Consider the following 25576-nt stretch of genomic DNA (forward strand, 5'->3'; position numbering starts at 1 on the left):
TCAGACGAAACCCTGAGCCACCGGGCGGGAATGTTCGCATCCCCCTTGGGTTCTGTGCCCGTTTTAACGCGAGCTGGTCCCCGAGGACCTCATCTGAGGAATTGCCGGAAGCGACGCAGAGACAGGAAGAACAACAGTCCGCCGATCACCAGCAATGCCGTCAGCTGCGGCCACACGACGGTGAGCCCGGCGCCGCGAAACAGGATGGCCTGGGCCATGATCACGAAATGGGTGTTCGGCGCGGCGAGCATGATGTTCTGGATCAGCTCGGGCATGCTCTCCCTCGGTGTCGTGGCGCCCGACAGCATCTGCAGCGGCATCAGCACCAGCATCAAGAGCAGACCGAACTGCGGCATCGTGCCGGCGGAGGTGGCCAGAAAAATGCCCATGCTGGTGGTGGCAAAGAGATAGAGCGCTGTGCCGCACAGAAAGAGCGGGACCGAGCCGCCGATCCGGACGGCCAGCAGTCCCTGCACGACGAAGATGAGCGACATGCTGGCCGCGACGAGGACGACCAGGCCCATCGACCAGATCTTGCTCGCCATCACCTCGAACGGCGTCACCGGCATGACCAGCAGATGCTCGATCGTGCCGTGCTCGCGTTCCCGGATCAGGGCCGCCCCGGTCAGGATGATCGACAGCATCGTGACGGAGGAGATGATGTTGTTGATGGCTCCGAACCAGCTCTTGTTGAGTTCGGGATTGAAGCGTGCGCGCAGCGCCAGATCGATCGGCAAGGGTGCAGCCGAACGATAGCGGGATAGGAACTCGCTGACCTCGTCGCTGACGATGGACTGGATATAGCCGCTTCCGGTGAAGGCCTGCGACATCCGGGTCGCATCGACATTGAGCTGGATGGCCGGCGATCTCCGCGCAAGCAGGTCGCGCTGGAAGTTGGGCGGGATGTTGAGCGCGAAGGTGTCGAGGCCCGCATCCATGCGGCTCATCATGTCCGACTGCGATATCAGCCGCGGAACCGCGAAATAGGGCGGGCTGAACGCCGTGATGATGCGCGTGGCGGCGGGCGATTTGTCCTCGTCGACGATGGCCAGTGCCGCCTCGTTGAGCGTCTCCGGCTGGGCCCTGGAGGCGGTGTAGATCGAGACGGTAAAGGCATAGATGATCAGTGCGAGCATCATGGGATTGCGCACGAGGCCGCGCAATTCCTTGATGCCGAGCTGAACGATATTGCCGCTGCGCATCTAGGTCGCCTGCTTCTTGAGGAGCGCGACGCCGAGGGCGAGCAGCACCGGGATGGTGACGAGAAGCGCCAGGAACGGCCCGGAGAGATCGCCGAAGTCGAGCCCCTTGGAGAACGTGCCGCGCGTGATGGTGACGAAGTGCGCGGCCGGATAGATCCGCCCGATGATCGCGCCCGCGCCCTGGAGCGAGGATACGGGATCGACGAGTCCCGAATATTGCGTGGCCGGAATCATGGTGAGCAGCGCGGTCGCGAAGATCGCAGCGATCTGGCTCGTCATGAAGGACGAGATCACAAGACCCATCGCGGTGGTGATGATGACGTACAGGAGCGCGGCCGACGTGAACGCGACGAAGCTGCCCGTGAAGGGGACGCGGAATACGAAGACTGCAAAGGCGGTCAGCAGGAAGAAGTTCAGCATGGCGAGCGCGACGTAGGGAAGCTGCTTGCCGACCAGGAACTCGATCCGCGTCACCGGCGTGACGTAGAAATTGATGATTGATCCGAGCTCCTTCTCGCGCACGACGCTCAGCGTCGCCAGGATCGCCGGAATGATCAGCAGCAGAATCGGGATCACGGCCGGCGCCATCGCGACGATGCTCCGGATGTCGGGGTTGTAGAGGAAGCGGACCTCGAGCTGGAAGTCGCCGGTCGTGGCGGCATTGCCATAGAGTTGCCGGGCGCGCTGCGCCAGCCAGGTCGCGTGCATCGCCTGCACGTAGCTGCGCACCGTCTCGGCACGTGACGGCATTGCGCCGTCGACCCATGCGCCGATCTGAACATTGCTGCCGCGCGCGACGTCGCGGCCGAAGCCCGGAGGAATTTCGATGGCGAGACTGAGCTCGCCGTTGCGCATGCGGCGGTCGAGATCGTCATAGTCGGTGATCGGCGCAAGCTCGGTGAAATAGCGCGAGCCGGCGATCTGGAGGATATAGTCCCGGCTGACAGTTGTGTCGTCGCGGTCCATGGCGGCGAAGGAGAGGTCTTCGACGTCCATGTTGATGCCATAGCCCATCACGAACATCAGGATGAGGCTGCCGAGGATCGCGAGGGTGGCGCGGATCGGATCGCGCTTGAGCTCGAGCGCTTCGCGTTGCGTATAGGCGAACATGCGGCGCGGATCGAAGAAGCTCAACGCGCCATGTGGCGCGCCGTGCGTCTCCGCTGTACCGGTGGTTGCCATGTGCGGCGCGGGAGCGGCCGCGGTCGTCTCCGTCGCGGCGATCGCGTCCTTGAGGTAGGCGACGAAAGCCTCCTCGAGGCTTCCATTGCCGCGCCGTGCCGCGATCTGTTCCGGTGTGTCGCTGATCATGACCTTGCCGGCATGCATCAGCGAGATGCGGTCGCAGCGCTCGGCCTCGTTCATGAAATGGGTAGAAACAAAGATCGTGACGCTGTCCTGCCGCGACAGGTCGGACAGGATCTGCCAGAAGCCGTCGCGTGCCACGGGATCGACGCCCGACGTCGGCTCGTCGAGGATCAGGATATCGGGCGCATGTATCATCGCGACCGCCAGCGACAGGCGCTGACGGACGCCGAGCGGCAGGGCGTCGGGCAGGGCGTCGATCACCCTGGTGAGATCGAAACGTCCGGCCATGTCGCGGACCCGATCGTCGATCGTATCAGGTGCGAGCCGGAACAGGCGCGCGTGCAGCTCGAGATTTTGGCGGACCGTCAGCTCGGAATAGAGCGAGAACGCCTGCGACATGTAGCCGACGCGATGCCGCACATCCATGTCCTTGGGATCGACCTCGCGCCCGAGCAGCCGGGCATCGCCCTCGCTGGCCGGCAAGAGTCCGGTCAGGACCTTCATCGTCGTGGTCTTGCCGCAACCGTTGGAGCCGAGGAAGCCGAAGATCTCGCCGCGGGGGATGCGGAAGCTGACATTGTCGACCGCGGTGAAGTCGCCGAATCGGACGGTGAGATGCTCGGCCTCGATCGCGATGTCGTCGTCGCGATCGTTCGCGCGAGGCGGGATCACCACCTCCCTGTGGTCCCGGCGCTGCTCTTCGGGCAGCAGGGCGATGAAGGCGGCATCGAGATTGTCGGTGCCGGTCTGTCGCAGCAACTCGGCCGGCGTCCCGGTGGCGAGCACATGCCCGTCATTCATCGCAACCAGCCAGTCGAACCGCGCCGCTTCCTCCATGTAAGCGGTCGCGACGACGACACTCATGCCGGGGCGATCCTTCCGGATCTCGTCGATCAGCTCCCAGAACTGGCGGCGCGAGAGCGGGTCGACGCCGGTGGTCGGCTCGTCGAGGATCAGCAGGTCGGGATCATGGATCAAGGCGCAGCAGAGCCCGAGCTTCTGCTTCATGCCGCCGGACAGCTTGCCCGCGGGCCGGTCAGCGAAGGGCGCAAGGCCGGTGTTGCCCAGGAGCTGCCGAATTCTCTCCTCGCGCTCGCGCCTGTCATGACCGAACAGGCGGCCGAAGAAATCGACATTCTCGAATACGGAGAGCGTCGGGTAGAGATTCTTGCCGAGGCCCTGCGGCATGTAGGCGATCTGCGGGCAGGTCCGCCGCCGGTGGGCGGCGTCGGCCATGTCTCCGCCGAGCACTTGAACGCGGCCATCCTGGATGGCGCGAGCGCCGGCAACAAGCGACAGCAGGCTGGATTTGCCGACGCCGTCGGGTCCGATCAGACCCACCATGCGTGCCGCGGGAATCTCGAGGGCGATGCGATCGAGCGCGCGGATCGCCCCGTAGCGCAGGCTGACCGCCTCGAGGCGTATCACCGGCGCGACGAAGGATCGAGATTCGGGCGACGCGTCATTCATTTGACCAGGCGTTCCGTCAGCTGTGCCGGCCATGCGGCGTTGGGATCGAGGCGGACAAAGGCGCGGCCGGGCAGGCCGGTCTTGACCTGCTCGATGTTTCGCCGCAGCAGCTCCGGCGAAATGTGCGCCCTGACGCGGAACATCAGCTTCTGCCGCTCCTCCTCGGTCTCGACCGTCTTGGGCGTGAATTGGGCAACGCTGGCAACGAACGTCGCCGTGGCCGGGATGACCCATTGCGGCGCGGCATCGAGGACGAGGCGAACCTCCGAGCCGATCGCGACGCGGCCGGCCTGCGCCGTCGGCAGGAAGAAGGTCATGAAGACATCGCCGAGATCGACGAGATTGAGCACGCGTCCGCCGGCGCTGAGAACCTCGCCCGGCTGGGCGACGCGAAACTGGACGCGCCCGTCGCGCGGCGCGCGAAGTGTCGAATCGTTGAGGTCGGCCTTGATGCTCTCGATGGCCGCCTTCGCCGCCTCGACCGCAGCCTCCGCATCGACGACCTGCGCCTCGGCCGCACTGATTGCGGCGCCCGAGGCGGCGAGCTGGGCCTCTGCGGCCGCGACCGCTGCGCGGGCGCCGTTGGCGGCCGCGCGGTCGTCGTCGAGCACCTGCTGGGGCACGGCGTTGGTTCTGATCAATTGCTCGGAGCGCTGCAGCTTTCGATCGGCGGCGTCCAGCTCTGCACCGCGCTGGTCGACGACGGCCGTTGCGGCCTTCTTCTCGGCCTGACGCTGGGTCACGAGGCTCCTGGCGGTCTCGATGCCGATCGTGGCGCGCCGCAATTGGGCTTCGGCCTGGCGGTACTGCGCTTCGAGCTGCACGGTGTCCATCTGTGCGAGCGCCTGTCCCGCCGAGACCAGATCGCCTTCCCGCACCAGGATGTCGCGGATGCGCCCGGGCGTCTTGGTGGCGATGTCGATCTCGACGGCCTCGATGCGCCCGTTGCCACTGGCAAACCCGCTCGGAAGGCTGTCGCTCCCAAGTGTCTGCCAGGCGAAGTATCCACCTGCGCAGACAGCAGCGACGAGGAAGGCAATCAGCCAGCGTTTTCGATTACGTGTCATGGTCCAGGTCGTTTTCATCGAACCACCAGGCGGATACGAACTATTGCGGGCCTCGCGGTCCCAATGTCAGATGGGTCACGCCAGCCGCGAGATTGAGCCCGATCGAACGTTCGATCGAGATCGGCTGCAGCATCACGCTCCTCCGCGAGCCGCCGATCAGGACGTTGGCGCCGAGGCCGGGACCCAAGGCAAAATTGCCGCTCGCGCCGACATAGCTGCCGCGGAGCGTGCCGGGGCCAATCCGCGAATTCCGGGCGAAGACCGCCCAGGACAGCGTGCCGGCACTGGTCACGCCGAGGTCAAGGCCGACGCGTCTGATCCGTCCCTCGTAGACGTACTGCCGGGGCGGGCGCAGTCCGTTGAACACGCAGCGCATTGCCTGTGTCGACCCCAGCACCAGCCCGACGCGAGGTTCGGAGAAGCACAGCAGCCTGCCAATCCTGAATCTCTCGGCGCGCGCGGACGTGGTGGTGGTGCAAAGAACGGTCACCGCGCAGATGGCCGCAAGACATCGCAATGTTCGCATTCAAGCCTCCGTCTGGTGTTGGGCTCCGGTCGTGCCGCCCGCGGGGCGGCCGTCCTGGCGCAGCCAGAACGAGATCGCGAGGCCGATCAGCAGCACGGCGCCGAGCAGGAAGAAGAAGATGGACTGCTTCAGCCAGGATATCGCCGGCACGGCCGCGCCCATCGCAAGGCCGAGAAAGGCGATCTGCAACGACAGCAGGCTGACGCCCGCAAGGAACGTGCCGAGCGCAAGCAGCATCAGCAGCACGAGACCGGTCGCCGGCGTCGGAAGCATCTGCTGTACCCCGGAGACCAGCATGATGTTCATCGTGACCAGAACTGCGATCCAGTGCAGTGCCTGGGTCCACACCAGGCGGATCTGCCTCTCCCTGCCTTCGGTCTCCGGCCATTTGGTAATGACGCAGACCACGCCGATGGCAAGCGCCAGGAACTCCCAATAGCCGACCAGAGGCTGGTGCGAGACGTTCGTATAGGCGACGCCTGCGATGGCGAGCAGCAGCGCGACGGCATACGGAAGCTGCTGCCAGAGAAAATGGCCGGCCCCTGCGCGCGTCAGAGTAGGCTCGGGAGCATCGTGTTGCTGTGCATCGATTTCGCTCATGGCGGGTCACCCACGATTTTCCGTTGCCGGCTCGCGACCGTCGCCGAGATAGTCCTCGACGTAGAACCGGATGATCGCGACCCGTCCGACGGCGACGAGCGGCATCGCCAGCGCGATGCCCATGACGCCAAACAGGGCGCCGAGCAGGACGATTGCAACCAGCGTCCAGGCCGGCGGTGTCTCGACCGCCCGGCGCTGGATCAGCGGGCCGATCACATAGCCTTCAATCGACTGGATGATGGTGTAGACGACGACGGCCCAGATCAGCAGCGAGGCGCCGAGAGGCATCGCCACGAGCGCGATCGGGATCGCGGCGACGATCGGCCCGAGATAGGGGATGAAATTCGACAGGCCCGCCTGCAGTCCCAGCAGGAACGGCCCCGGCAGTCCGATGAGATAGAGCGCCGGCCAGACGCAGAGCGTCATCAGGATGATGCGGATCAACTGGCCGACGAACCACAGCCGCATGACGTTGCCGATCTCGTCCATCACGGCGCGCATGCGGGCGCGGTAGGATGGCCTGACCAGCACGACCAGGCTCTCGCGGTGGCTGGTGGGATCGAAGGCAAAGAGAATCCCCAGGAACACGACGACGAGCACGCCGGTCAGAAGGCTCGAGGCACCCCCCAGCAGGAATTGCGCGTGGCTGAGAAACCGGCCCTGATCGGCGAACAGCCATTGGGCGAAGTCGCGCCCCCATTCCGGGCCGAGCAGGTCCACGCCATAGGACAACAGGTGCTCTTGCAGGATATCGACCTGCGCATCCATGACCTTCAGCAGCAGGCGCGTCTGTTCCGGCAGCTTGCCGGCGCCCCAAACCAGTCCAAAGCCCGACAAGGCCGAGAGCAGCATGAGAACGAATGTCAGACGCCAGATGCGGCTGAGCGGAAGGACCGGCGCCAGAGCCCGCGCTGCGGCATCCAGAAAGGCTGCGAACAGCACCCCCGCGAAGACGATGAGGAGGCTGGACACCGTCTGCCACACCAGGAACAGGGCAACGGCTACGGCGAGCAAGGTGAGGCCGATTGCGAGGAGGCTCGGCCGTCCGGCTTGCCCGGATTCGTCGACGGGGTTTTCGTGCAGAACGACCCCGCGGACCCGCTCTGGTCCGATCCTGGAATCGCTCATTGATCGGTCCGCCGTCATGTGGCCGTGTCTCAGGTGCGAACGCGGCGGCTGCCGTAATGCGGATGCTTGCCGCCGCGATGACGCCAGTAGCGGTGCTTGACCGGATTCGTATTGGTGTTGGGCCTTGCATCGCCTGGCGTGGCCGCGCCGGTCTGCTTCGGTGCGGCCACGGTGCCATCCTTCGGCTGAGCCATGGACATGGCCGACGGTGCGGCGACGGCCACCACCGCGCCCAGGATCAAGGAGCGATACACGGTCCAGATGTTCATACTCGCCTCCATGCGGTCAGCGACAATCGGTCAGATCGAGATGGCTCCGACAGCCAGCCCGTAGATTCCGGCGCCCGCGGCGATGGCGATGGCCCCGAACAGGACGGACTCGACCGGCCTGAACAGCCTCTCCTTGCGCTCGCGCTTGGCGATCAGGAACAGCAGCGTTCCCGGCGCATAGAGGATTGCGGACAGCAGGAGAAATTTCGGTCCGCCGGCGTAGATCATACCGGCCGCGTAGAGCGTCGCGACGGCTGCGACGATCCCGTCGGTGATGCGGGCGCGCTCGCCGGCATCATAGGCCTCGCCGGTCGATGCGAGCTTAAGGCCGTACGCGGCGACGAGAAAATACGGGATCAGCGTCATCGCGCTCGTCATCTTCAGGGCGAGCGTGAAGGCATATTCGGCGAACCAGCTCACGAAGAGAAACGCCTGTATCACGCAATTCGTGAGCCAGAGCGCCCCGACAGGAACCTTGTGCGCGTTCTCGCGCGCGAGAAAGGCCGGCATGGTGCGCTGGTTCGCCGCCGAGTGCAGGATCTCGGCCGCAAGCAGCGACCAGGACAGGTAGTTGCCGAGGATCGAGATCAGCAAGGCGATGCTGATGAACACGCCGCCCCAGCGGCCGACCATGGCTTCCATCACGCCCGCCATCGACGGTGTGGGCAGATCCGTGAGCTCAGCCCGCGGCAGGATGCCGTAGGACAGGAGCGTCACGAGCACGAGAAGGCAGAGCACCGTCAGAAATCCGGTGACAGTCGCGATGCCGATGTCGGAACGCGTCCTGGCGTAGCGCGAATACACGCTCGCGCCCTCGATGCCGACGAATACGAACACCGTGAGCAGCATCGTGCCGCGGACCTGGGTCAGCACGTCCCGCGCGTCCGGCCGCTCCGCACCCCAGAAATTCCCCGAGAACACTTCGCCGTTCAGGGCGATCCCAGCCACGACGATGAACAGCAGGATCGGAATGATTTTCGCGAAGGTCGTGGCGGTGTTGAGCGCGGCAGCGCCCTTGATGCCGCGCAGCACCAGGATATGCACGCTCCACAGCAGCACGGACGCCGAAGCGATTGCGATCGGCGTCGTGCCGTCGCCGAAGACGGGGAAGAACTGCCCGAGCGTGGCCTTGATCAGGATGAGACAGGCGACGTCGGCGAGGCAACAGCCGATCCAATAGCCCACCGCGGAGGCAAAGCCGATATAGTCGCCGAAGCCGTCCTTGGCGTAGGCGTAGATGCCGGCATCGAGCGCCGGCTTGCGCCGGGACAGCGACTGGAACACGAAGGCGAGCGTCAGCATGCCGGTACCGGCGATCACCCAGGCGATGATCGCGCCGAGAGCACCGGTGGTGCGTCCGAATTGGGCCGGCAATGCGAAGATGCCGGAGCCGACCATCGACCCGATCACAAGCGCAATCAGCGCGTTGCGCGAGAGTTTCTGATCGGCCTCGTTCGCCGCCATGACGGATGGCCTTCCAATCCAAGGCGGCCGCAGTTGGAGCGGCCGCCTCATGCGCGGACCTTAGAGGGCCGCACCCCGTGCGCCCATCAGGGATTCTCTGTAGGCAGCAGGGCAGGAAATCGGCGGCCGCGCAGGGCGTCAGGTGCGGACGTCAGCTCTTCGGAAGCGATGCGGCGGCGTCGTTCTCGCTCGCCGGGCGGGGGAGGGAGTCTGTGGCCCGGGCGACGAGCACGACACTGCCGCGGAAGAATTCGCCAGCCTTGGCAAGCTCGGCGGCAAGGCGGCCGGCATGCAGGGCAGCTGCGTCCTGCCCGGCATATTCGCATCCGATCCCGTCGGTCGAAACACCGTACTTGTCAGCGATATGGAAGAAAAAGCGCATGCGCCCGATTAAGCCGGACTACGGCGGGTCTCTAGTGACAACGGCGTAAGGTGCCTCCGCCAAAAGACTGAGAGCCGAAGGCAGAGGTTCCCGAGTTGCGGATTGGTAACGACGCGGCTGCCGTGGGCGCTTCGGCGCCGCCGTGCAATTTGCATCGGAAGGCGGTGGTTTTCACCGTTGGCCCTCGGGAGATTGACCGATGTCGGTCGGCAGGTTCCAAGGCTAGCGTAACCTCATCCGGCGAGTGCCAGAGGAGGCAAGCGATGTCGAACTATGATCACAACCTGACGGCCACCGACGCTGCCGGCGGCGCGATCGGGATAGATACCGGATTGCGCGATTACATGCTGCGGATCTACGGCTACATGGCCACCGGCGTCGGCTTGACCGCCGTCGTCGCCTGGGTGACCTATCAGGCCATCGGCCCCGAATTGCTCCAGAGCCCCCTGATGTGGGTCTTCATCCTGGCGCCGCTCGCCCTGGTGTTCTTCATCGGCTCGCGCATCAACACGCTGTCGGTGCCCACGGCGCGGATCCTGTTCTTCGTCTATTCGGCGCTGGTCGGCGTATCGCTATCGATATTGCTGCACATCTATACGAGTTCCTCGATCACCCGCGTCTTCTTCATCGCGGCCGCAATGTTCGGCGCGCTGAGTCTTCTCGGCTACACGACCCGGCGCGATCTCTCGGGATTAGGCACCTTCCTGTTCATGGGCCTGATCGGAATCATCATCGCGAGCCTGATCAACCTGTTCCTGGGGTCGACCGCGCTCGACTGGCTGATCTCGATCGTCGGTGTCGGCGTGTTTGCCGGCCTGACGGCCTACGATACCCAGCGGATCAAGGGGATGTACGACATCTCGGATGACCACACCGCCACGGGCCGCAAGTCGGTCGTTGCGGCGCTGTCGCTCTATCTCAATTTCCTCAACCTGTTCATGATGCTGCTGCGACTTGCCGGCGGTCGCCGTTGAGGCGCGGGACGACGGCGGCTCAGGCCGCCGGCCGCTCCACCGCACTGGCGAGCGCGTCGCGCAGCGCCGCTTCCTTGGTCTCATCGAGCGAGGTCTTGAGCACGACGCCGCCGGCGTCCTTGATCTCCTTGATCACCTTGTCCGCGGTCATGTGCTTGATCAGGACGAACAGGGCAGCGTTGCCGGTCTGGAGATTGGCCGACAGGTTCTTCATGAAGGAATCGTCGATGCCGAAGTCGGAGAGCGCGCCGCCGAGCGCGCCCGACGCGGCGCCCACGGCGACCCCGAGGATCGGATTGAGAAACAGGACTCCGATGAGGAGGCCCCAGAAGCTCCCGGTCATCGCACCCATGGCAGTGGTGTTGACGAGCTGATTGAGCTTGATGCCGCCCGAATCCGTCTTCACGGCGATCACGGCGTCGCTGATCGTGATCAGATATTCCTTCTGCAGCTTGAGCAGCCGCTGACGCACTTCTTCGGCTTTTGCCTCGGACGGGTACACGATCGCGACCAGATCGGACATGAAGACCTCCCGTTGGATCGACAAAATGCGGACCGGAACATTCCTGCTGACGGTACCGTGCAAGGGGTACTTCCGCGATCAGAGGAAACCCTTGGCCGTCGCGGATGAATGTCCCAATGGGCGCATGCGCGCTGCAACGCTGGCATCCGGGACATCGCTTGGGCAGGACGAGAACGTTCGCCCGACCCGATCGATGAAATCCCTTGGTTCCACAGCTCGGTTGAGGTGTCCTCAATTCGCCGCCAACATCAATGCGGCGAGCAGCAATGCCACGACGAGCAGGGAGATGCCCGCCGTGGGCCACTGTCGAATGACGTCGTCACCTCGCTCGACAAGTCCGCCGAATTCAACAGCGGCGCGCCGCAACGGACGGACTACGCTCACGAGCGCCTTCCAGGTCGTCGAAGATGCGAGCGGATGTGGCCAGGGACTGAGCAGGATCGCCAGCACCGCGCCCCCGAGGGCAGGCAACAGCAATTTGTCGATGCCGAAGACGTTCGATGCCGTACCAAACGGAACGGGTAGATACGGGTCCCAGGGCACGAGGCCGAGCAATAGCGAGCAGAGCGCCAGGGCAAGCGCCGCCAGGTCCTGATTGCGCAATGCCGGGCCTGTTACGGCAATTGACTCGTCTGAAGCCGCCAGCGCGTGCGCCAGAACCAGCACCACATAGGCGGCCGTAAACATCCCGCCCGCCTGGAGCACGACCGCCCACCACCACTGCCCGCTCTCCTCTGCCGCCTGGAGCAACAGATCCTTCGCAAGGGATGCACCACTCGGAGGTACGCCCATCAGCGCGATGCCACCCAGCGCAAAGGCCAGAAAGCTCAGGGGCCGAGCTCGCACGATGCCGCGCAATTCCGTGATGCGATCGTGACCCAGTGCCACGTAGATCGATCCGACGGCCATGAACATCGCCGCTTTTGCGGTGGCATGGGAGACAGCCTGCAGCAGCCCCCCCGCCAAGGCTTCGTCGCTCTCGAGCCTCCCCGAGGCATTGAACGCAAGTGGGAACATCAAGAAGAGATACCCGATCTGCGCCAATGTCGAATACGCGATGAGGAGCTTGAGGCGTTCTTGCCGTAGAGCGACAACGCTCCCGAATACGATCGCTGCCGCTCCCAGCGTCGCGAGCAATTGCGTGGCGGCGAAGCCGGGCAAGGCGGGCATCACGTTGAACCAGAGCCGTATGATGATGAAGAAGGATCCCTTCACGACCAGGCCGGACAGGATTGCGCTCGCCGCCGCCGGTGCACCGGCGTGAGCAGGCGGCAACCAAAGATGCAGCGGAAAGAGCGCGGTCTTGGCGAGAAGACCCGTTGTCATCAATGCCGCCGCGGCGAGTGCGGCCGCCTCCGCACTGACGCGCCGCGACAACAGCACGATGTCAAGTGTACCGTAGAGGCCATAGAGCAGTGCCGTACCCAGCAAGTAGAGAACGGAACCGAGCAGCGCGAAGAGCAGATATCGCAGCGCGGCTCGCAGCGTCTCGGCGCGGCCGTCGAGCGAGACCAGCGGCACGGCGGCAAACGTCAACAGTTCGAGGGCGACATAAAGGGTGAAGAGGTCGCCGCCGATGAAGATCGTGTTCAACGCCCCCCAGATCGCCAGCAGCAGGACCCAGAATGTGAACGGCGCGCGCGTTTCGGCTGCCGCTGGACAAAAATCAGTCGCGGCAAAAACGGAGATCGCGGAGATTACGAGTGCCGTCGTCGCGAGCATCACAGCTGACAAGCCGTCCCCGCGCAGTGCCACACCCAGCGGCGGCGGCCAGGCGCCGAGCAGGTAAACGAGGGGGCCATCGCTCTGCGGCAGGATCGCGAGGGTAGCTGCGGCAATCGCCAATCCAAGGGGAATGACTGCGAACGCGACCAGCCTGACGTGACGGTCGCCGAGAACGTACGCCAGCAAAACGCCTGAGACCGGGACAATGATCGATAGCACCAGCAGGAAACCGCCCGTAGTCGTTGCCGCGTCCAACGCCGTGGGATGGAGTAGCATCAGTCACCGGACGGATCGGGGCCAGCGCCCTCAGGTGCGCCACTGCGCAGCGTCGTGGAACCAGCGGTCTGGAACAGCCGCAGCAACAGGGCGATCGCCAAAGCCGTCGCAGAAAACGCGACGACGACGCCGGTAATCACCAGGGCTTGTGGCACCGGATCATTGCCAAAGCCCGCTGCCGCACCCCGCCGTCCCACGATGCCGAACAGAAGGAATACGCCGCTGCCCAGCAGATTGAATGCGATGATCTTGCGAAGCGGCTGCGGATTTGTAATCAGGCCATATAGGCCAAGCCCGACCGCGGCGGCAGCGCACAATCCGAATACCGTCACGCTGCTCATCGTTGCTCGCTCCGTTCCGGTGCGCCGGCGAGCAGCAGGCCGAGCGTTGCCGCGATCGTCAGGATCATGGCGACCTCGATACCGAGAATCAGGGGCTTGGCTAGCGGGGGCGGATAGGCAAGGAACGCCGGGCCAAGACAAAGCCCTCCGATGCCAACGACTAGGAACAGGCCAGGTCCGGCCACCAGGATGAACCGTAGCCACCGACTGCTCACCGGTGGCGTGTCCGTCAATCCGGCCATGATGACGAGAAGCCACATGGACGCGAGAATCGCGCCACCCTGAAAAGCTCCGCCGGGATGGTCGGCTCCCGTCCAAAAGACATAGATGCCGACGACGATACCGACGGGCGGCAACAGGCGCGCAAGAAAGGCGAGAACGCCATGGGGATTGGCCTCGTGGCGCGGCCCCGGACGACCTCCCCAAGCCGGGTCCGACGCAAGCGACCAAACACCGACGATGGCCAGCAGGAGTACGACTTTCTCGAGCATGGTATCCATAGCGCGGAATGCCATGAGCACGTTGGTCACGGGGTTGGCCAGGCCCGTCGCCCAGGCTTTCGCGACGGCGGCCGGAGCAAGCGTTGGTGCCGGATCGGGCAGGAGCAGTATGGCGGCGACGAGTGCCGCCGCGATCAACGAGGATAGTGCGGCCGCGCAGAGGCGCACCAACTTGCACGGCGTTTCCACGGCTGTCAGATCGGCATTCCGCAGCCGCGCGGCTGCGCCCAACAGCAGCACACCACCCAGGCCTCCACCAATTGCGGCCTCCGTCAGCGCGACATCGACAGCGTCGAGACGCACCCAGATCAGCGCGACCAGCAATCCGTAGGCAACGAAACCGACCGTTGCCGAATAGGTTTCGGGAACAGCGATAGTCCAGATGGCGAGGCCCAGTACCACGGCGGCGAGCGCGATCTCGAAGACCGTCACGATGCTCATGGCGCCGGCCCGCCTCGGCGCGCGGTGTGCGCGATCAGTTGGGAGACTGTCGCGCCCGCGAGGAGCCCGAGCAGCCAGATGCTAACCAATTTCAGCCCGCCGCGGAGGCTCCCTGCTTGCGGGAGCAGCCCAAGCACGACAAGACCCAGGCCGAGATTGTCCGCCTTGGTGAGCGCGTGCAGACGAGTCAGCGTATCGGGGAAGCGAAGAAGGCCGACAGTGCCGGCCAGAAAGAAGAACGCGCCGGTCGACACTGCCGCAATCGTCACGATGTCGCGAGCGAGGCTCATTTGTCTTCCGTTGATCCGGCTCCATCGGCGTCGAAGCGGGAGAGCCCTTTCTTGACGAACGCGATGGACGCGAACGTGGCGAGAAGTGCCAAAGTCAACGCCACGTCGATTGCAGCGGGTACGCCCGTTACGGTGCCGAGCAGAAGCAATACAGAAATACCTGCGGTCCCGATCAGCTGCGCGGCCATCATGCGGTCAGCGTCTCCCGGACCACGCAGGATCGACACGAGCCCCAGAGCCAGCATTGCGAGAATGAAGCCGACTGCGGCAGTGAGAAACTCAGTCATTGTAGAGCGCTCGGATCAAGGCCGCTTCCTCTGCAGCAAGCTCTGCGGCCACCGGCTGTTCGACGTCGAGGCAGTGATAGAGGAGGTGCCCATTCTCGTCTCCTGTTGGCACAGTGCCGGGCAGCAGGCTGGTGAGCGTTGCGAATACGTTGCGGCGCAGGCCGCGTGAAAGACGGGTTGGATAGGCCACAAATCCCGGGCGCAGGGGCAATCGAGGATCGAGCGCGCGCCTTGCGACGTCCGCTCCGGCAACGACGGAGTGGTACAGGAAAAGCAGCGCCAGCCGGGCGATGGCACGCGGTGAGCGCCGCGAGGCGCTGGGCTCCAGCAGGTACAAGCTTGTCCAGGTCGCCGCGCCAACAGCGGCTGCGGCGGCAGGAATATCTCCGGGATTGGCGCCAGCAAGCACGAGCCAGAGGCAGAGGAACCATGCCGCTCGGGAAGTCGCGCTCACCCCCAATGACCCCATGGATTTTCCGCTCCATTTCTAGGGACGACGCTTCCAAGCACGTGTGTCTCTAGGGACTATCTCGCGCCCCGGCGAGATCAGCGCAAATTCCTTGGTCAGCTCCGCCGATGACATAAAGCACAGTCTCCGCGCGGTTCGCTTTGCCTCGCGGCATCGCTTCACTTGAAGATCGAACCCTGCGCTATCGATGTGACCGGGGATATCGGGTGTTTGCCTGATCAAGCATCAGGAATCCCCTGAGCATGCTCCAGGGTTGACCACGATTGCATCCGGCCGCACTGGGTAGATTTACCGATGTCTGCGCCAGCTCCCTTCGGTAAAAATACCGAGGACGATACCGGGAAATCGCAATCTCCGGAAAGGCTCGCCTGCCCGGCAATGTGTCCGGGAACGCGGAGGGGCTGAAGATGATTATGCGCAGCAGGCGAAGGCCGTCTCGACAGCTCTTCACCTTGGCCCTTGCTGCGGCCGCTTCCTCGCTGCTGCTGGCGGCCTGTGAAAGGGAAGCGGAAACGAACGCCGCACCCTCGCCACGCCCGGTTCGGACCGCAACTATCGAGAAACGCGAGACGTCAACTCCGTTGACGTTTACCGGCCGGATCGAAGCCGAGGATGAAGTGAATATCGCGTTCCGGATTTCCGGACGCCTCCTGGACAACGCCTGCAAGATCGGAGACCAGGTGAAGGCCGGGCAGGTGCTGGCACGACTGGAATCTCAGAACGAACTCAACACGCTGCGACAGGCACAGGCGGCGCTTGCCGCTGCTCAGGGCCAGTTGACGCAGGCTCGCAATCATTTCGATCGCCAGGAGACATTGCTTGCACAGGGATGGACCACGCGCGCCAACTACGATGCCGCAACCCAGGCGCGACAGACCGCGCAGTCGCAGGTGGATGCCGCCGAGGCGCAACTCAACTCGGCGCATGATCTCGTTAGTTTCACCGAGCTTATGGCCGACGCGCCGGGTGTAATCACTGCGACGGGGCCAGGCGCCGGCGAGGTCGTCCAGGCTGGGCAGATGATCGCCAAGATCGCACGGCAGGACGGTCGCGATGCCGTCTTTGATGTCCCCGCTCAACTGATCCGATCCGGGTCGGTTGATCCGAAGGTCACGGTCAATCTGGTGGATGACTTGAAAATAACAGCTCAGGGCCGCATCCGGGAGGTCGCTGCACAAGCCAGTCCCGTCACCCGGACCTTCGAGGTGAGGGTGGGGTTGACGAACCCTCCTGCGGCGATGCGACTTGGCGCGACCGTCGTGGGGCGGGTCGAAACGAACGCCGGGCCGATGATCGACATTCCGTCAACGGCCCTAACCAAGATGAATCAACGGCCGGCCGTTTGGATTGTCGATCCGTCCACCAGCACGGTCTCCATCCGCAACGTTGACGTGTTGCGGTTCGATGAGGCGCAAGCGATCATCTTGCAGGGACTCGATAGCGGCGAAGTCATCGTTACGGCCGGAGTCCAGGCACTTCATCCGGGTCAGAAAGTCCGCGTGCTCGGGTCGACGCCATGATCGGACTGAACCTTTCCGATTGGGCCCTCAAGCACCGCTCGCTTGTCGTCTACATGATGATCGTTGCGGTGGTCGCCGGAGCGCTGTCCTATTTCCGGCTCGGCCGGAACGAGGATCCTGCGTTCATCATCAAGACCATGGTCGTCCAGGCAGCCTGGCCGGGCGCATCCGTCGACGAGACGATGAAGCAGGTAACGGAGCGGCTCGAACGCCAGCTTCAGGAAACGCCTCATCTGGACTTTCTGCGCAGCTTCACCCGGGCAGGCGTTACGACCATCTTTGTCAATTTGAAGGGGAGTGCCAGCGCCAAAGAGGTCTCCGACACCTGGTATGAGGTTCGAAAGACAGTCGGCGACATGAGGCACACGCTGCCAGCTGGGGTTATCGGGCCCGGCTTCAACGATGACTTCGGCGATACGTTCGGCATCATCTACGGCTTTACCAGCGACGGCTTTACTCAGCGCGAACTGCGTGACCGCGTCGAGGCTATCCGCTCCAGGTTGCTCCTTGTGCCCGACGTGTCGAAAATCGAGCTGCTGGGAGCGCAAGACGAGGTGATCTTCGTCGAATTCTCCAAGCAGCAGCTTGCGACTCTCGGGATCGATCGGTCGGCTCTGCTCGGTGCACTGCAGGCGCAAAATATCGTGCGCCCGGCCGGAACGATTGAGACTGGTTCCGAAAGCATTTCGCTTCGGGTGTCGGGAGGTTTTTCGTCCGAGCAAGATATTGCCAACATCAACTTTGCAGCCGGCGGGAAAATGCTGCGGCTGAGCGATATCGCCCAGGTGCGGCGCGGTTATGTCGACCCACCCCAGCCGATGTTCCGTGTCAACGGCCAGCCGGCAATCGGGCTTGCGATTGCAATGCGGGAAGGCGGCGACATTCTCGCGCTCGGCGCAAACATAAAGAAAGTGATGGCGCAGATCACCGCGGACCTGCCGATCGGCATCGAGCCGAGCCTCGTCGCAGATCAATCCGTCGTCGTGCGCCAGGCGATCGGCGAATTCATGACGTCGCTGCTGCAGGCGATCGCGATCATACTCGCCGTGAGTTTCATCAGTCTCGGCGTTCGTCCCGGCCTCATTATCGCGCTCGCCATACCATTGACCCTCGCGATCGTGTTTCCGATCATGGAGATCGTCCGCATCGATATGCAGCGAATATCTCTGGGTGCCTTGATCATCGCCCTTGCATTGCTCGTCGACGACGCGATGACAACCACGGACGCGACACTCACCCGGCTGGCGCAGGGAGCCAGCAAGGTCGAGGCCGCGACCTACGCTTTCCGGACTCACGCCTTCGCCATGCTCGCGGGGACGCTGGTGACGATCGCCGGGTTCATTCCGGTCGGCTTTGCGGCCAGCTCGGCGGGCGAATACACGTTCTCGCTGTTTGCCGTGGTCACCATCGCGCTGCTCGTGTCCTGGTTCGTCGCGGTCATCTTCACGCCGTTGCTCGGAGCCGTCATTCTGGTTCCGCCAAGGCAGAAGAGCGACGATGCTCCCGGCAGGATCTACCGCCTTTATCGGAATTTCCTCACATTCGCGATGCGCGCAAAATGGCTGACGATACTTGTTTCATTGGCTCTCTTTATTGCGTCTCTTCTCGCACTGCCTCTCATCCCGCGCCAGTTCTTTCCGTCGTCTGATCGACCGGAACTGCTGGTTGATCTTAGTCTGCCGCAGAACGCATCTATCTACGCAAGCGAAGCGGCCGCCAAGCGCCTGGACGCGAAGTTGACCGGCGATCCGGATGTCGCGCACTGGAGCAGCTATGTGGGTCGCGGCGCAATTCGCTTCTATCTGCCGCTCAATGTCCAGCTGCCCAACGATTTCTTCATGCAGGCGGTTGTCGTTGCGAAGGACGTTGCAGCAAGCGAGCGGTTGCACGCGAAACTGGACAAATTCCTGGCAGAGGAATTTCCTAATGCCATTTCGTCCGTATCTCCGCTTGAACTCGGGCCGCCGGTTGGCTGGCCGGTGCAGTATCGGGTCGGCGGTCCCGACGTAGGGCAGGTGCGTGAAATCGCACTCAAGGTCGCGCAGATCGTTTCCCGCTACCCCGGGGCCAAGCAGGTCAATTTCGACTGGATGGAGCCTGACCGCCAAGTGCGCATTCGTGTCGATCAGGATGAAGCGCGCCTTCTCGGACTCAGTTCGCAGGCGATAGCCTCCGTCCTGAATACGGTCATATCAGGCACCCCCGTCACCCAGCTTCGCGACGATATCTATCTGGTCAACGTGGTGGCGCGCGCAACCGACGAACAGCGTGTCTCGCTAGCCACCCTCCGTACCTTGCAGGTACCGCTGCCGAGCGGACAGACGGTCCCGCTCAACCAGTTTGCATCCTTCGAGTATACGCAGGAGTTTCCGCTGATCTGGCGGCGTGACCGCGTTCCAACTCTGACGGTCCAGGCGGCCATCGCCGGCGACACTCTTCCGGAAGCTGTAGTAGGCGCGCTCTCGCCTGCCATCGAGAATCTGAAAAAGACCCTGCCAACATCGTACAATGTGGTTGTCGGCGGCACGGTGGAAGAGAGCAGGAAGTCGCAGGCGTCCGTTCTGGCTGTGGTGCCCATGATGCTATTCGTCATGTTCACGGTTCTCATGATTCAGCTGCAGAGCTTCCCGCGATTGTTCATGGTCGTGAGCGTGGCGCCGCTCGGTCTGATCGGTGTGATTGCGGCGCTGATGCTTTCCGGCAGACCGCTGGGTTTCGTCGCCATTCTCGGCATCCTCGCGCTGCTCGGCATGATCTGCAAGAACGCGGTGATCCTGATCGGTCAGATCGAGGCGGAGCGCGCGCAAGGGAAGGGACCCTGGGAGGCCGCGGTCGATGCCAGCAGCTCCCGCTTTCGTCCGATCATGCTGACGGCTGTCTCCACCGTCCTCGGCATGATTCCGATTGCTCCGACTGTCTTCTGGGGGCCGATGGCCTTTGCGATCATGGGCGGACTGCTCGTCGCGACCGTTCTGACACTGGTGTTCCTTCCGACCTTGTATGTGGCCTGGTTTGGCGCGAAGGAGTCGACCGGCGCTTCCGATGCATCCGGCCCGGCCTGAGCATCGTGCCGCGAGGGTAATCCCGGACCTCGACTAGGTAATCACCTGATAGGCCGCCTTCATGCGTCGGCGCATGGTTCGGCCTCGGAATGAGCAGGCCGATCGGTCACGGCATCGGTCATCGTTCGCGGTTCGAGGTCCCTTCATGACTGCGACGCCAACGGCCCAAAAGCTTTCGTTGTTCGCACTGACGGCAATGGTCGTCGGCTCCATGGTCGGCTCAGGCATCTTCTCGCTGCCGCGAACGTTCGGCATCGCCACCGGTCCGTTTGGCGCCATCTTCGCCTGGTGCATCGCTGGCGGCGGCATGTACACGATGGCGCGCGTGTTTCAGACGCTGGCCGAGCGAAAGCCGGATCTCGATGCCGGCGTCTACGCCTATGCGAAGGCGGGTTTCGGCGACTATCCCGGCTTTCTGTCGGCGCTCGGCTACTGGATCGGCAGTTGCATCGGCAACGTGTCCTACTGGGTGCTGATCAAGTCGACGCTTGGCGCGTTCTTTCCCGTGTTTGGTGACGGCAATACGGTCACCGCGATCATCGTCGCCTCGATCGGAATCTGGCTGTTCCACTTCATGATCCTGCGTGGCGTGCAACAGGCCGCCGCGATCAACACCATCGTCACCATCGCCAAGATCGTGCCGATCCTGATCTTCATCGTCATCCTGGCGTTCGCCTTCAAGGCCGACCTGTTCCGTGCAAATTTCTGGGGAGGCGAGGGGATGCCGGACAAGGGTCTGTTCGATCAGATCCGCGCGACCATGCTGGTCACGGTGTTCGTCTTTCTCGGGATCGAGGGCGCCAGCGTCTATTCCCGCTACGCCAAGGAACGGTCCCATGTCGGTGCCGCGACGATCATTGGCTTCGCGGTCGTCACGAGCCTCATGGTGCTCGTGACGATGCTGCCCTATGCCGTGCTGCCGCGCGCCGAGATCGCCGACGCTCGGCAGCCGTCGATGGCGACGGTGCTGGAGGCGGTGGTAGGGCATTGGGGCGCCGTCTTCGTCAGCATTGGACTTCTGGTCTCGGTGCTCGGAGCCTATCTCGCCTGGTCGCTGATCTGCGCCGAGGTGCTCTCCGCCGCCGGCCGGACCAGGGACATGCCGCGCGTGTTCGGCACCGAAAACGCCAACAAGGTGCCGGCTGCCGCGCTCTGGCTCACCAATATTGTCGTGCAGCTGTTCGTCATCAGCACCTATTGGTCGCGGGATGCCTTTGCGTTGATGCTCAATTTGACGAGCGTCATGAACCTCATTCCGTTTTTCCTGGTCGCCGCCTACGGGCTCCTGCTGGTCAAGCGGGGCGAGACATACGAAAAGAGCCCGGGCGAACGCAGGCGCGACCTGATCTTCGCCGGTATCGCCGTCGTCTACACGCTATTCCTGATCTATGCCGCCGGAATGAAATATCTTCTCCTGTCGGCGATCCTCTACGCCCCCGGCACGGTGCTGTATTTCTGGGCGCGCCTCCAGCAGAAGGCGAAGATCTTCACTTCGATCGATTGGGTCATCTTCATCGCGGCCGTGATTGGCGCCGTGGTCGGGATTCATGGCCTGGCTACCGGCTACATCACCATCTAGGCGAGGCATCTGCCATGGCGACAGCACAGACGTCGGATTCAAAGATCCCGTTCGGTGTTCATTCGGAAGTCGGTCAGCTGCGCAAGGTGATGGTCTGCTCACCGGGCCGCGCGCATCAGCGCCTCACGCCCACGAACTGCGATACTCTGCTGTTCGACGATGTGCTGTGGGTCGACAATGCCAAGCGCGATCATTTCGACTTCGTGCAGAAGATGCGCGACCGCGGCATCGATGTCGTCGAGATGCACAACCTGCTCACCGACACCGTGGCCATCCCTGAAGCCAGGAAGTGGATTCTCGACAACCAGGTGGTCCCCAATCAGGTCGGGCTCGGGCTGATCGACGAGCTGCGCGGCTATCTGGAAAGCCTCAAGCCTCGCGAGCTGGCGGAGACCCTGATCGGCGGACTGTCGACCCACGATTTTCCCGAGGCCCATGGTGGCGAGATGCTCAGGCTGATCCGGGAAGCGGCGGGCATGACCGAATATCTGCTGCCGCCGCTTCCGAACACGCTGTACACGCGCGATACCACCTGCTGGATCTATGGCGGCGTGACGCTGAATTCGCTGTTCTGGCCGGCGCGTCATGAAGAGCCGATCCTCGCCACCGCCATCTACAAGTTCCATCCGGATTTCGCCGGCAGGGTCAATGTCTGGTGGGGAGATCCGACGCAGGATCACGGCCTCGCCACGCTGGAAGGCGGCGACGTGATGCCGATCGGAAAGGGCAACGTTCTGATCGGGCTCAGCGAGCGAACCTCGAGGCAGGCGATCAGCCAGCTTGCTGCGGCGCTATTCAGGAAGAAGGCGGCCGAGCGGGTGATCGTCGCCGCGATGCCCAAGCTCCGCGCGGCGATGCATCTCGATACCGTCTTCACCTTCGCCGACCGCGATTGCGTGCTGCTCTATCCCGATATCGTCAACAACATTACCGCATTCTCCTATCGGCCGGCCGACAATCCGGCTGGCCTCGAGTTGCGCAAGGACGAGAAGCCCTTCGTCGACGTCGTCGCAGAAGCGCTCGGTCTGAAGAAGCTGCGTGTCGTGGAGACCGGCGGGAACGCCTATCTGCGTGAGCGGACCCAGTGGGACAGCGGCGCCAATCTCGTCTGCGCGGCCCCCGGCGTCGTGTTCGCCTATGACCGCAACACCTACACCAACACGCTGCTGCGCAAGGAGGGGATCGAGGTGATCACCATCGTCGGCGCCGAGCTCGGACGGGGGCGCGGCGGCGGTCATTGCATGACGTGTCCGATCATCAGGGATGCGGTTGACTACTAGGCGTGCGCGGTCTGGCGGCCCTGACCGACGTTGGTCGATCCGATCAACCAGTGATTTAAAATCAAGACATTAACACGCCACAATCATTGCGCAGCGTGGCGCGAAACCCGGTCTGAGCAGCATCGGAGGTGGGCGCCATGCGAAGCTCTGGATTTCTTCTGCCGATCGTCGGCCTGCCCGTCCTCGGCTTATTGAGTGCGGGCACGGCTGGGGCGGCGGACCTTGATCTCAACGAGTTCAAGACGAGCCCGATTGCCGCCGTGCCCTACTATTCCGCACCGTCCTGGAGCGTCGTCGGTTCCGTCTCGCCGACCTTCACCGACAACGCGCTCTTCACCCGCGACAACCGCAAGTCGGACATCTACTACGAGCCGGACGTCAGTGTCAGGCTCGACGGAAATCTCACCAATGATCTGTCCTACCGGCTCTACGCGCGGGCCCAGTACGAAGCCTTTTCGCGGGAGAAGGACGGGAACTTCGCCGTCGCGCGCATGGGCGCGCGTCTGACCGAGAATTGGAACGGCTGGCGCTTCTCTGCCATCTATGAAAACCGGTATGATTTCGACGGGGTCTACCGCGACCTCGCATTCGCGTCCCATGATGTGATGGGCTCGGTGGCACGCGACTTCCGCATCGACAACGCGACGTTCTCGCCGCTGCTGCTGCTGACCTATCGGTTCTCAGATCTCGCGGAAGCGCGCCGCTGGCGCTTTGACGCCGTGCTCGGTATCGAGGTCAAGCTCGATCCCAGATGGTCGATCGTGAGCACTCCGCTGTTCGAGGCTTATTGGTTCACCGATGGGCTCAATAGCGGCCGTCAGGATCAGCTTTATTCGGTTGATGTGGGCCTGAAGTATAATTTCGCCAGCAATGTGTCGCTCACGACCACTGTGCTATACGAGGCGCGAACGTCGAACGTTCCGCTGCGGCGATACAGAGACGTTCGCATCGGCCCTCGCCTGGATTTCGCCTTTTGAGTGAGACCTGAAAGATGCCCGCAAGACGCCTGTTGACGCTGACCTGCATCGTCGCCGGAAGCCTTGCGGCATCGGTGGCGCTCGCCGATCCGCGCGATGCGGTGGATCGAGGCCAGCGTCTCGATACCGACGCGCTTCGGGATGATGCCGCGACGCACCGTCTGCAACAGCCGTCGCATCCCCTCGATATTGCGCCGCCTCGCCCCGCACCAGCGGCAAAGGCAGCGAGGAAGAAGAAGTCAGGCGCGAGCAGCAGCCGCTAGGCTGAGTCGCGCATCGTGCCCGACGGGCCGCCGTGCGCCGGAAATGGTGCTGGCAAATTGCGGAAGGCGTGCTGCTGCATATCGGTGCAACCATGTTGCCATAATGATCTCACGGCCACCCACATCCCTGATTTTGAATCTCTGTTGCATCGGATTTGACGTCGCGAGCGTGGCACAAACTGCATATTGCTCGCCGTCGAAAGCATGCCTCACGAATTCGAGATTTTAATCCGGAAATAATACTACCTGATGGTGTGGCCGCGCGACGGGGTGTATGATTGGTCAGCCCCAATGGTGTGCGTCTTCCGGATCCGGTGGCGGACGTCTCGCTCCTGGGGTGGGGAGGGGACCTGCGATATCGTCGCCAATATCGGGCGTCGCCGGAATATAGTGAGTGCGTACCGTGAAGCCACATGGCTCCCCCGACAGCGAGTCGGATCGAACCGGTCTGAAGAACTGGCTGCGCATAGGTTCGCAGGAACCGATCGACGAGCTCTATTGGGCGTCTTCGGCCGATCTTCTCTTCGCCGCGCGTCCGTCCTTCCGCGGACACTTCGCCTATGAGGGAATCAATCCGGCATTCGAGTCTCGGCTCGGCGTATCATCGGAAGACGTCAGCGACATGGACGTTTTCGATTGCGTGAGTGCGGACGACGCAAGGTCCGTCTGCGAGGCGCTTCGGGCGGGCCTCGCGGAGGGAACGGAGGTCAGGATCCGCCAGCGACTCGCGCTCGGCGGGTCGCCGCGGGCGATGGAAACGACGGTCGTGCCGATCGTGGATGGCGGTGTGGTCCGGTTGATCGGCAGCCACCGCGAGCTGCGCAATGGTGCTTTCGAGCGCGCCGCCGCATGCGACGACGGGCTCGATATCGACGTCGGCCTGCTTGCCATCCAGGAAGGCATCCAGCAGCGGATCGCCTCCGATCTGCACGATTCGACCTGTCAGCATCTGATCGCCGCCAGCCTCGGCGTGATGCGGATGCGGAACAATCTGGGCGATGCGGCCCTGGCGGAGCGGCTCTGCGACGACATTGACGCGTCGGTCGATGAAGCCCTCCGGGAGCTCCGCGCCTTTGCCTATCTCCTGCATCCGCGGAATCTGGCGGGTGAGGGATTGAAGGCCACGATCGAGCGATACGCGGAAGGATTTGCGGCGCGCACGTCGTTGCGTGTGACCGTGAACATCGTGCCGGATATCGATCGGCTGCCGTATGAAACGAAGCGCTCGCTGCTGCGCGTTGTTCAGGAAGCTCTCACGAACGTCTTCCGTCATGCGAAGGCGACAGAAGTGGCCATCTCCATCGACCTTGCCGACAGCCGTTTCGCGCTGACGATCAGCGACAATGGACGTGGTCTTCCCGAAGCCGTCGGGCGCGGCCACAAGGCGGCATCGATCGGAGTCGGCATTCCCGCGATGCGGGTAAGGCTGCATGAGATCGGAGGCACGCTCGACATCCGCTCCAGCCGGACCCCACCACTTTCCGGAACCGTCCTGTGCGCGATGTTTCCGCGCCGTTTCGCGGCGAACAGGCGGAACCGGCGAAGAGCCTCGACCATCATGAGGGCCCACGCAGGCACACGATCAGCGAAAGAACACTAGCCCGCGGCGGCAGGCCGGAAGGGCGGCCGGACCGCCGTGAAGGATTTGGAGCG

24 protein-coding genes are annotated in these 25576 nt (G+C 63.5%); 8 read left to right on the top strand and 16 right to left on the bottom strand.

What is annotated here, in order from left to right; all coding sequences use genetic code 11:
• Positions 1-89: 89 nt before the first annotated feature.
• From JQ603_RS07655 to JQ603_RS07695, 9 genes are all read right to left on the bottom strand, one after another.
• Positions 90-1202 (bottom strand): ABC transporter permease, encoded by a 1113-nt coding sequence (locus JQ603_RS07655; protein WP_212337828.1) that lies wholly within the window; start codon positions 1200-1202, stop codon positions 90-92.
• Positions 1203-3980 (bottom strand): ribosome-associated ATPase/putative transporter RbbA, encoded by a 2778-nt coding sequence (rbbA, locus tag JQ603_RS07660; RefSeq protein WP_212337829.1) that lies wholly within the window; start codon positions 3978-3980, stop codon positions 1203-1205. It abuts the gene before it with no gap.
• The gene (locus tag JQ603_RS07665) at positions 3977-5047 is read right to left on the bottom strand and encodes an HlyD family secretion protein (RefSeq protein ID WP_212337830.1); all 1071 of its coding nucleotides are present in this window, start codon (positions 5045-5047) and stop codon (positions 3977-3979) included. The genes rbbA and JQ603_RS07665 overlap by 4 nt, the downstream gene beginning before the upstream one ends.
• Positions 5048-5087: 40 nt before the next feature.
• Positions 5088-5573 carry a DUF992 domain-containing protein gene (locus JQ603_RS07670; RefSeq protein ID WP_212337831.1) on the bottom strand — a complete coding sequence of 162 codons (486 nt, stop codon included), beginning with the start codon at positions 5571-5573 and terminating at the stop codon, positions 5088-5090.
• Positions 5574-6173 carry a hypothetical protein gene (locus JQ603_RS07675; protein WP_212337832.1) on the bottom strand — a complete coding sequence of 200 codons (600 nt, stop codon included), beginning with the start codon at positions 6171-6173 and terminating at the stop codon, positions 5574-5576.
• 6 nt (positions 6174-6179) lie between these two features.
• Positions 6180-7301, bottom strand: coding sequence for an AI-2E family transporter (locus JQ603_RS07680; RefSeq protein WP_212337834.1), 1122 nt, complete (start codon positions 7299-7301; stop codon positions 6180-6182).
• A 29-nt stretch (positions 7302-7330) separates the two neighbouring features.
• The gene (locus JQ603_RS07685; protein ID WP_212337836.1) at positions 7331-7570 is read right to left on the bottom strand and encodes a hypothetical protein; all 240 of its coding nucleotides are present in this window, start codon (positions 7568-7570) and stop codon (positions 7331-7333) included.
• 30 nt (positions 7571-7600) lie between these two features.
• Positions 7601-9034, bottom strand: coding sequence for a basic amino acid/polyamine antiporter (locus JQ603_RS07690; protein ID WP_212337837.1), 1434 nt, complete (start codon positions 9032-9034; stop codon positions 7601-7603).
• Positions 9035-9185: 151 nt separating this feature from the next.
• The gene (locus tag JQ603_RS07695; protein ID WP_212337838.1) at positions 9186-9416 is read right to left on the bottom strand and encodes a DUF6894 family protein; all 231 of its coding nucleotides are present in this window, start codon (positions 9414-9416) and stop codon (positions 9186-9188) included.
• A 263-nt stretch (positions 9417-9679) separates the two neighbouring features.
• Between JQ603_RS07695 and JQ603_RS07700 the strand changes: the two genes are divergently transcribed.
• Positions 9680-10390, top strand: a complete 711-nt coding sequence (locus JQ603_RS07700; RefSeq protein WP_212337839.1) for a Bax inhibitor-1/YccA family protein — start codon at positions 9680-9682, stop codon at positions 10388-10390.
• A gap of 19 nt (positions 10391-10409) precedes the next feature.
• Here JQ603_RS07700 and JQ603_RS07705 read toward each other — a convergent pair whose 3' ends face one another.
• From JQ603_RS07705 to JQ603_RS07735, 7 genes are all read right to left on the bottom strand, one after another.
• A complete protein-coding gene (locus JQ603_RS07705; RefSeq protein ID WP_018642556.1) occupies positions 10410-10913 on the bottom strand; it encodes a DUF1269 domain-containing protein in 504 nt (167 codons plus the stop codon).
• 231 nt (positions 10914-11144) lie between these two features.
• The gene (locus JQ603_RS07710) at positions 11145-12914 is read right to left on the bottom strand and encodes a complex I subunit 5 family protein (RefSeq protein WP_212337840.1); all 1770 of its coding nucleotides are present in this window, start codon (positions 12912-12914) and stop codon (positions 11145-11147) included.
• Positions 12914-13255 (bottom strand): NADH-quinone oxidoreductase subunit K, encoded by a 342-nt coding sequence (locus JQ603_RS07715; protein ID WP_212337841.1) that lies wholly within the window; start codon positions 13253-13255, stop codon positions 12914-12916. The genes JQ603_RS07710 and JQ603_RS07715 overlap by 1 nt, the downstream gene beginning before the upstream one ends.
• Positions 13252-14196, bottom strand: coding sequence for an MnhB domain-containing protein (locus JQ603_RS07720; RefSeq protein ID WP_212337842.1), 945 nt, complete (start codon positions 14194-14196; stop codon positions 13252-13254). Before JQ603_RS07720 ends, JQ603_RS07715 begins: the two co-directional genes overlap by 4 nt.
• Complete coding sequence (locus JQ603_RS07725) at positions 14193-14486, bottom strand: cation:proton antiporter (protein ID WP_212337843.1); 294 nt, start codon at positions 14484-14486, stop codon at positions 14193-14195. Before JQ603_RS07725 ends, JQ603_RS07720 begins: the two co-directional genes overlap by 4 nt.
• Complete coding sequence (locus tag JQ603_RS07730) at positions 14483-14773, bottom strand: monovalent cation/H+ antiporter complex subunit F (RefSeq protein WP_212337845.1); 291 nt, start codon at positions 14771-14773, stop codon at positions 14483-14485. Before JQ603_RS07730 ends, JQ603_RS07725 begins: the two co-directional genes overlap by 4 nt.
• Complete coding sequence (locus JQ603_RS07735) at positions 14766-15242, bottom strand: Na+/H+ antiporter subunit E (RefSeq protein WP_212337847.1); 477 nt, start codon at positions 15240-15242, stop codon at positions 14766-14768. The genes JQ603_RS07730 and JQ603_RS07735 overlap by 8 nt, the downstream gene beginning before the upstream one ends.
• A gap of 413 nt (positions 15243-15655) precedes the next feature.
• Here JQ603_RS07735 and JQ603_RS07740 point away from each other — a divergent pair, with 413 nt between their 5' ends.
• The 7 genes from JQ603_RS07740 to JQ603_RS07770 all read left to right on the top strand — a co-directional run bounded on the left by JQ603_RS07740 (position 15656) and on the right by JQ603_RS07770 (position 25523).
• On the top strand, positions 15656-16762 hold the full coding sequence (locus JQ603_RS07740; RefSeq protein ID WP_212338255.1) for an efflux RND transporter periplasmic adaptor subunit: 1107 nt from the start codon (positions 15656-15658) through the stop codon (positions 16760-16762).
• Positions 16759-19824: an efflux RND transporter permease subunit gene (locus tag JQ603_RS07745; RefSeq protein ID WP_212337849.1), complete on the top strand. Its 3066-nt coding sequence runs from the start codon at positions 16759-16761 to the stop codon at positions 19822-19824. Before JQ603_RS07740 ends, JQ603_RS07745 begins: the two co-directional genes overlap by 4 nt.
• Before the next feature lie 145 nt (positions 19825-19969).
• A complete protein-coding gene (locus tag JQ603_RS07750; RefSeq protein WP_212337851.1) occupies positions 19970-21403 on the top strand; it encodes a basic amino acid/polyamine antiporter in 1434 nt (477 codons plus the stop codon).
• A 14-nt stretch (positions 21404-21417) separates the two neighbouring features.
• Complete coding sequence (arcA, locus tag JQ603_RS07755) at positions 21418-22683, top strand: arginine deiminase (protein WP_212337852.1); 1266 nt, start codon at positions 21418-21420, stop codon at positions 22681-22683.
• A gap of 137 nt (positions 22684-22820) precedes the next feature.
• A complete protein-coding gene (locus JQ603_RS07760; RefSeq protein ID WP_212338256.1) occupies positions 22821-23660 on the top strand; it encodes an outer membrane beta-barrel protein in 840 nt (279 codons plus the stop codon).
• Positions 23661-23692: 32 nt separating this feature from the next.
• Positions 23693-23923, top strand: coding sequence for a hypothetical protein (locus JQ603_RS07765; RefSeq protein ID WP_212337853.1), 231 nt, complete (start codon positions 23693-23695; stop codon positions 23921-23923).
• A gap of 394 nt (positions 23924-24317) precedes the next feature.
• A complete protein-coding gene (locus JQ603_RS07770) occupies positions 24318-25523 on the top strand; it encodes an ATP-binding protein (RefSeq protein ID WP_349630704.1) in 1206 nt (401 codons plus the stop codon).
• Positions 25524-25576 lie beyond the last annotated feature (53 nt).

Source organism: Bradyrhizobium liaoningense, from assembly GCF_018130825.1.
Lineage (GTDB): Bacteria > Pseudomonadota > Alphaproteobacteria > Rhizobiales > Xanthobacteraceae > Bradyrhizobium > Bradyrhizobium liaoningense_B.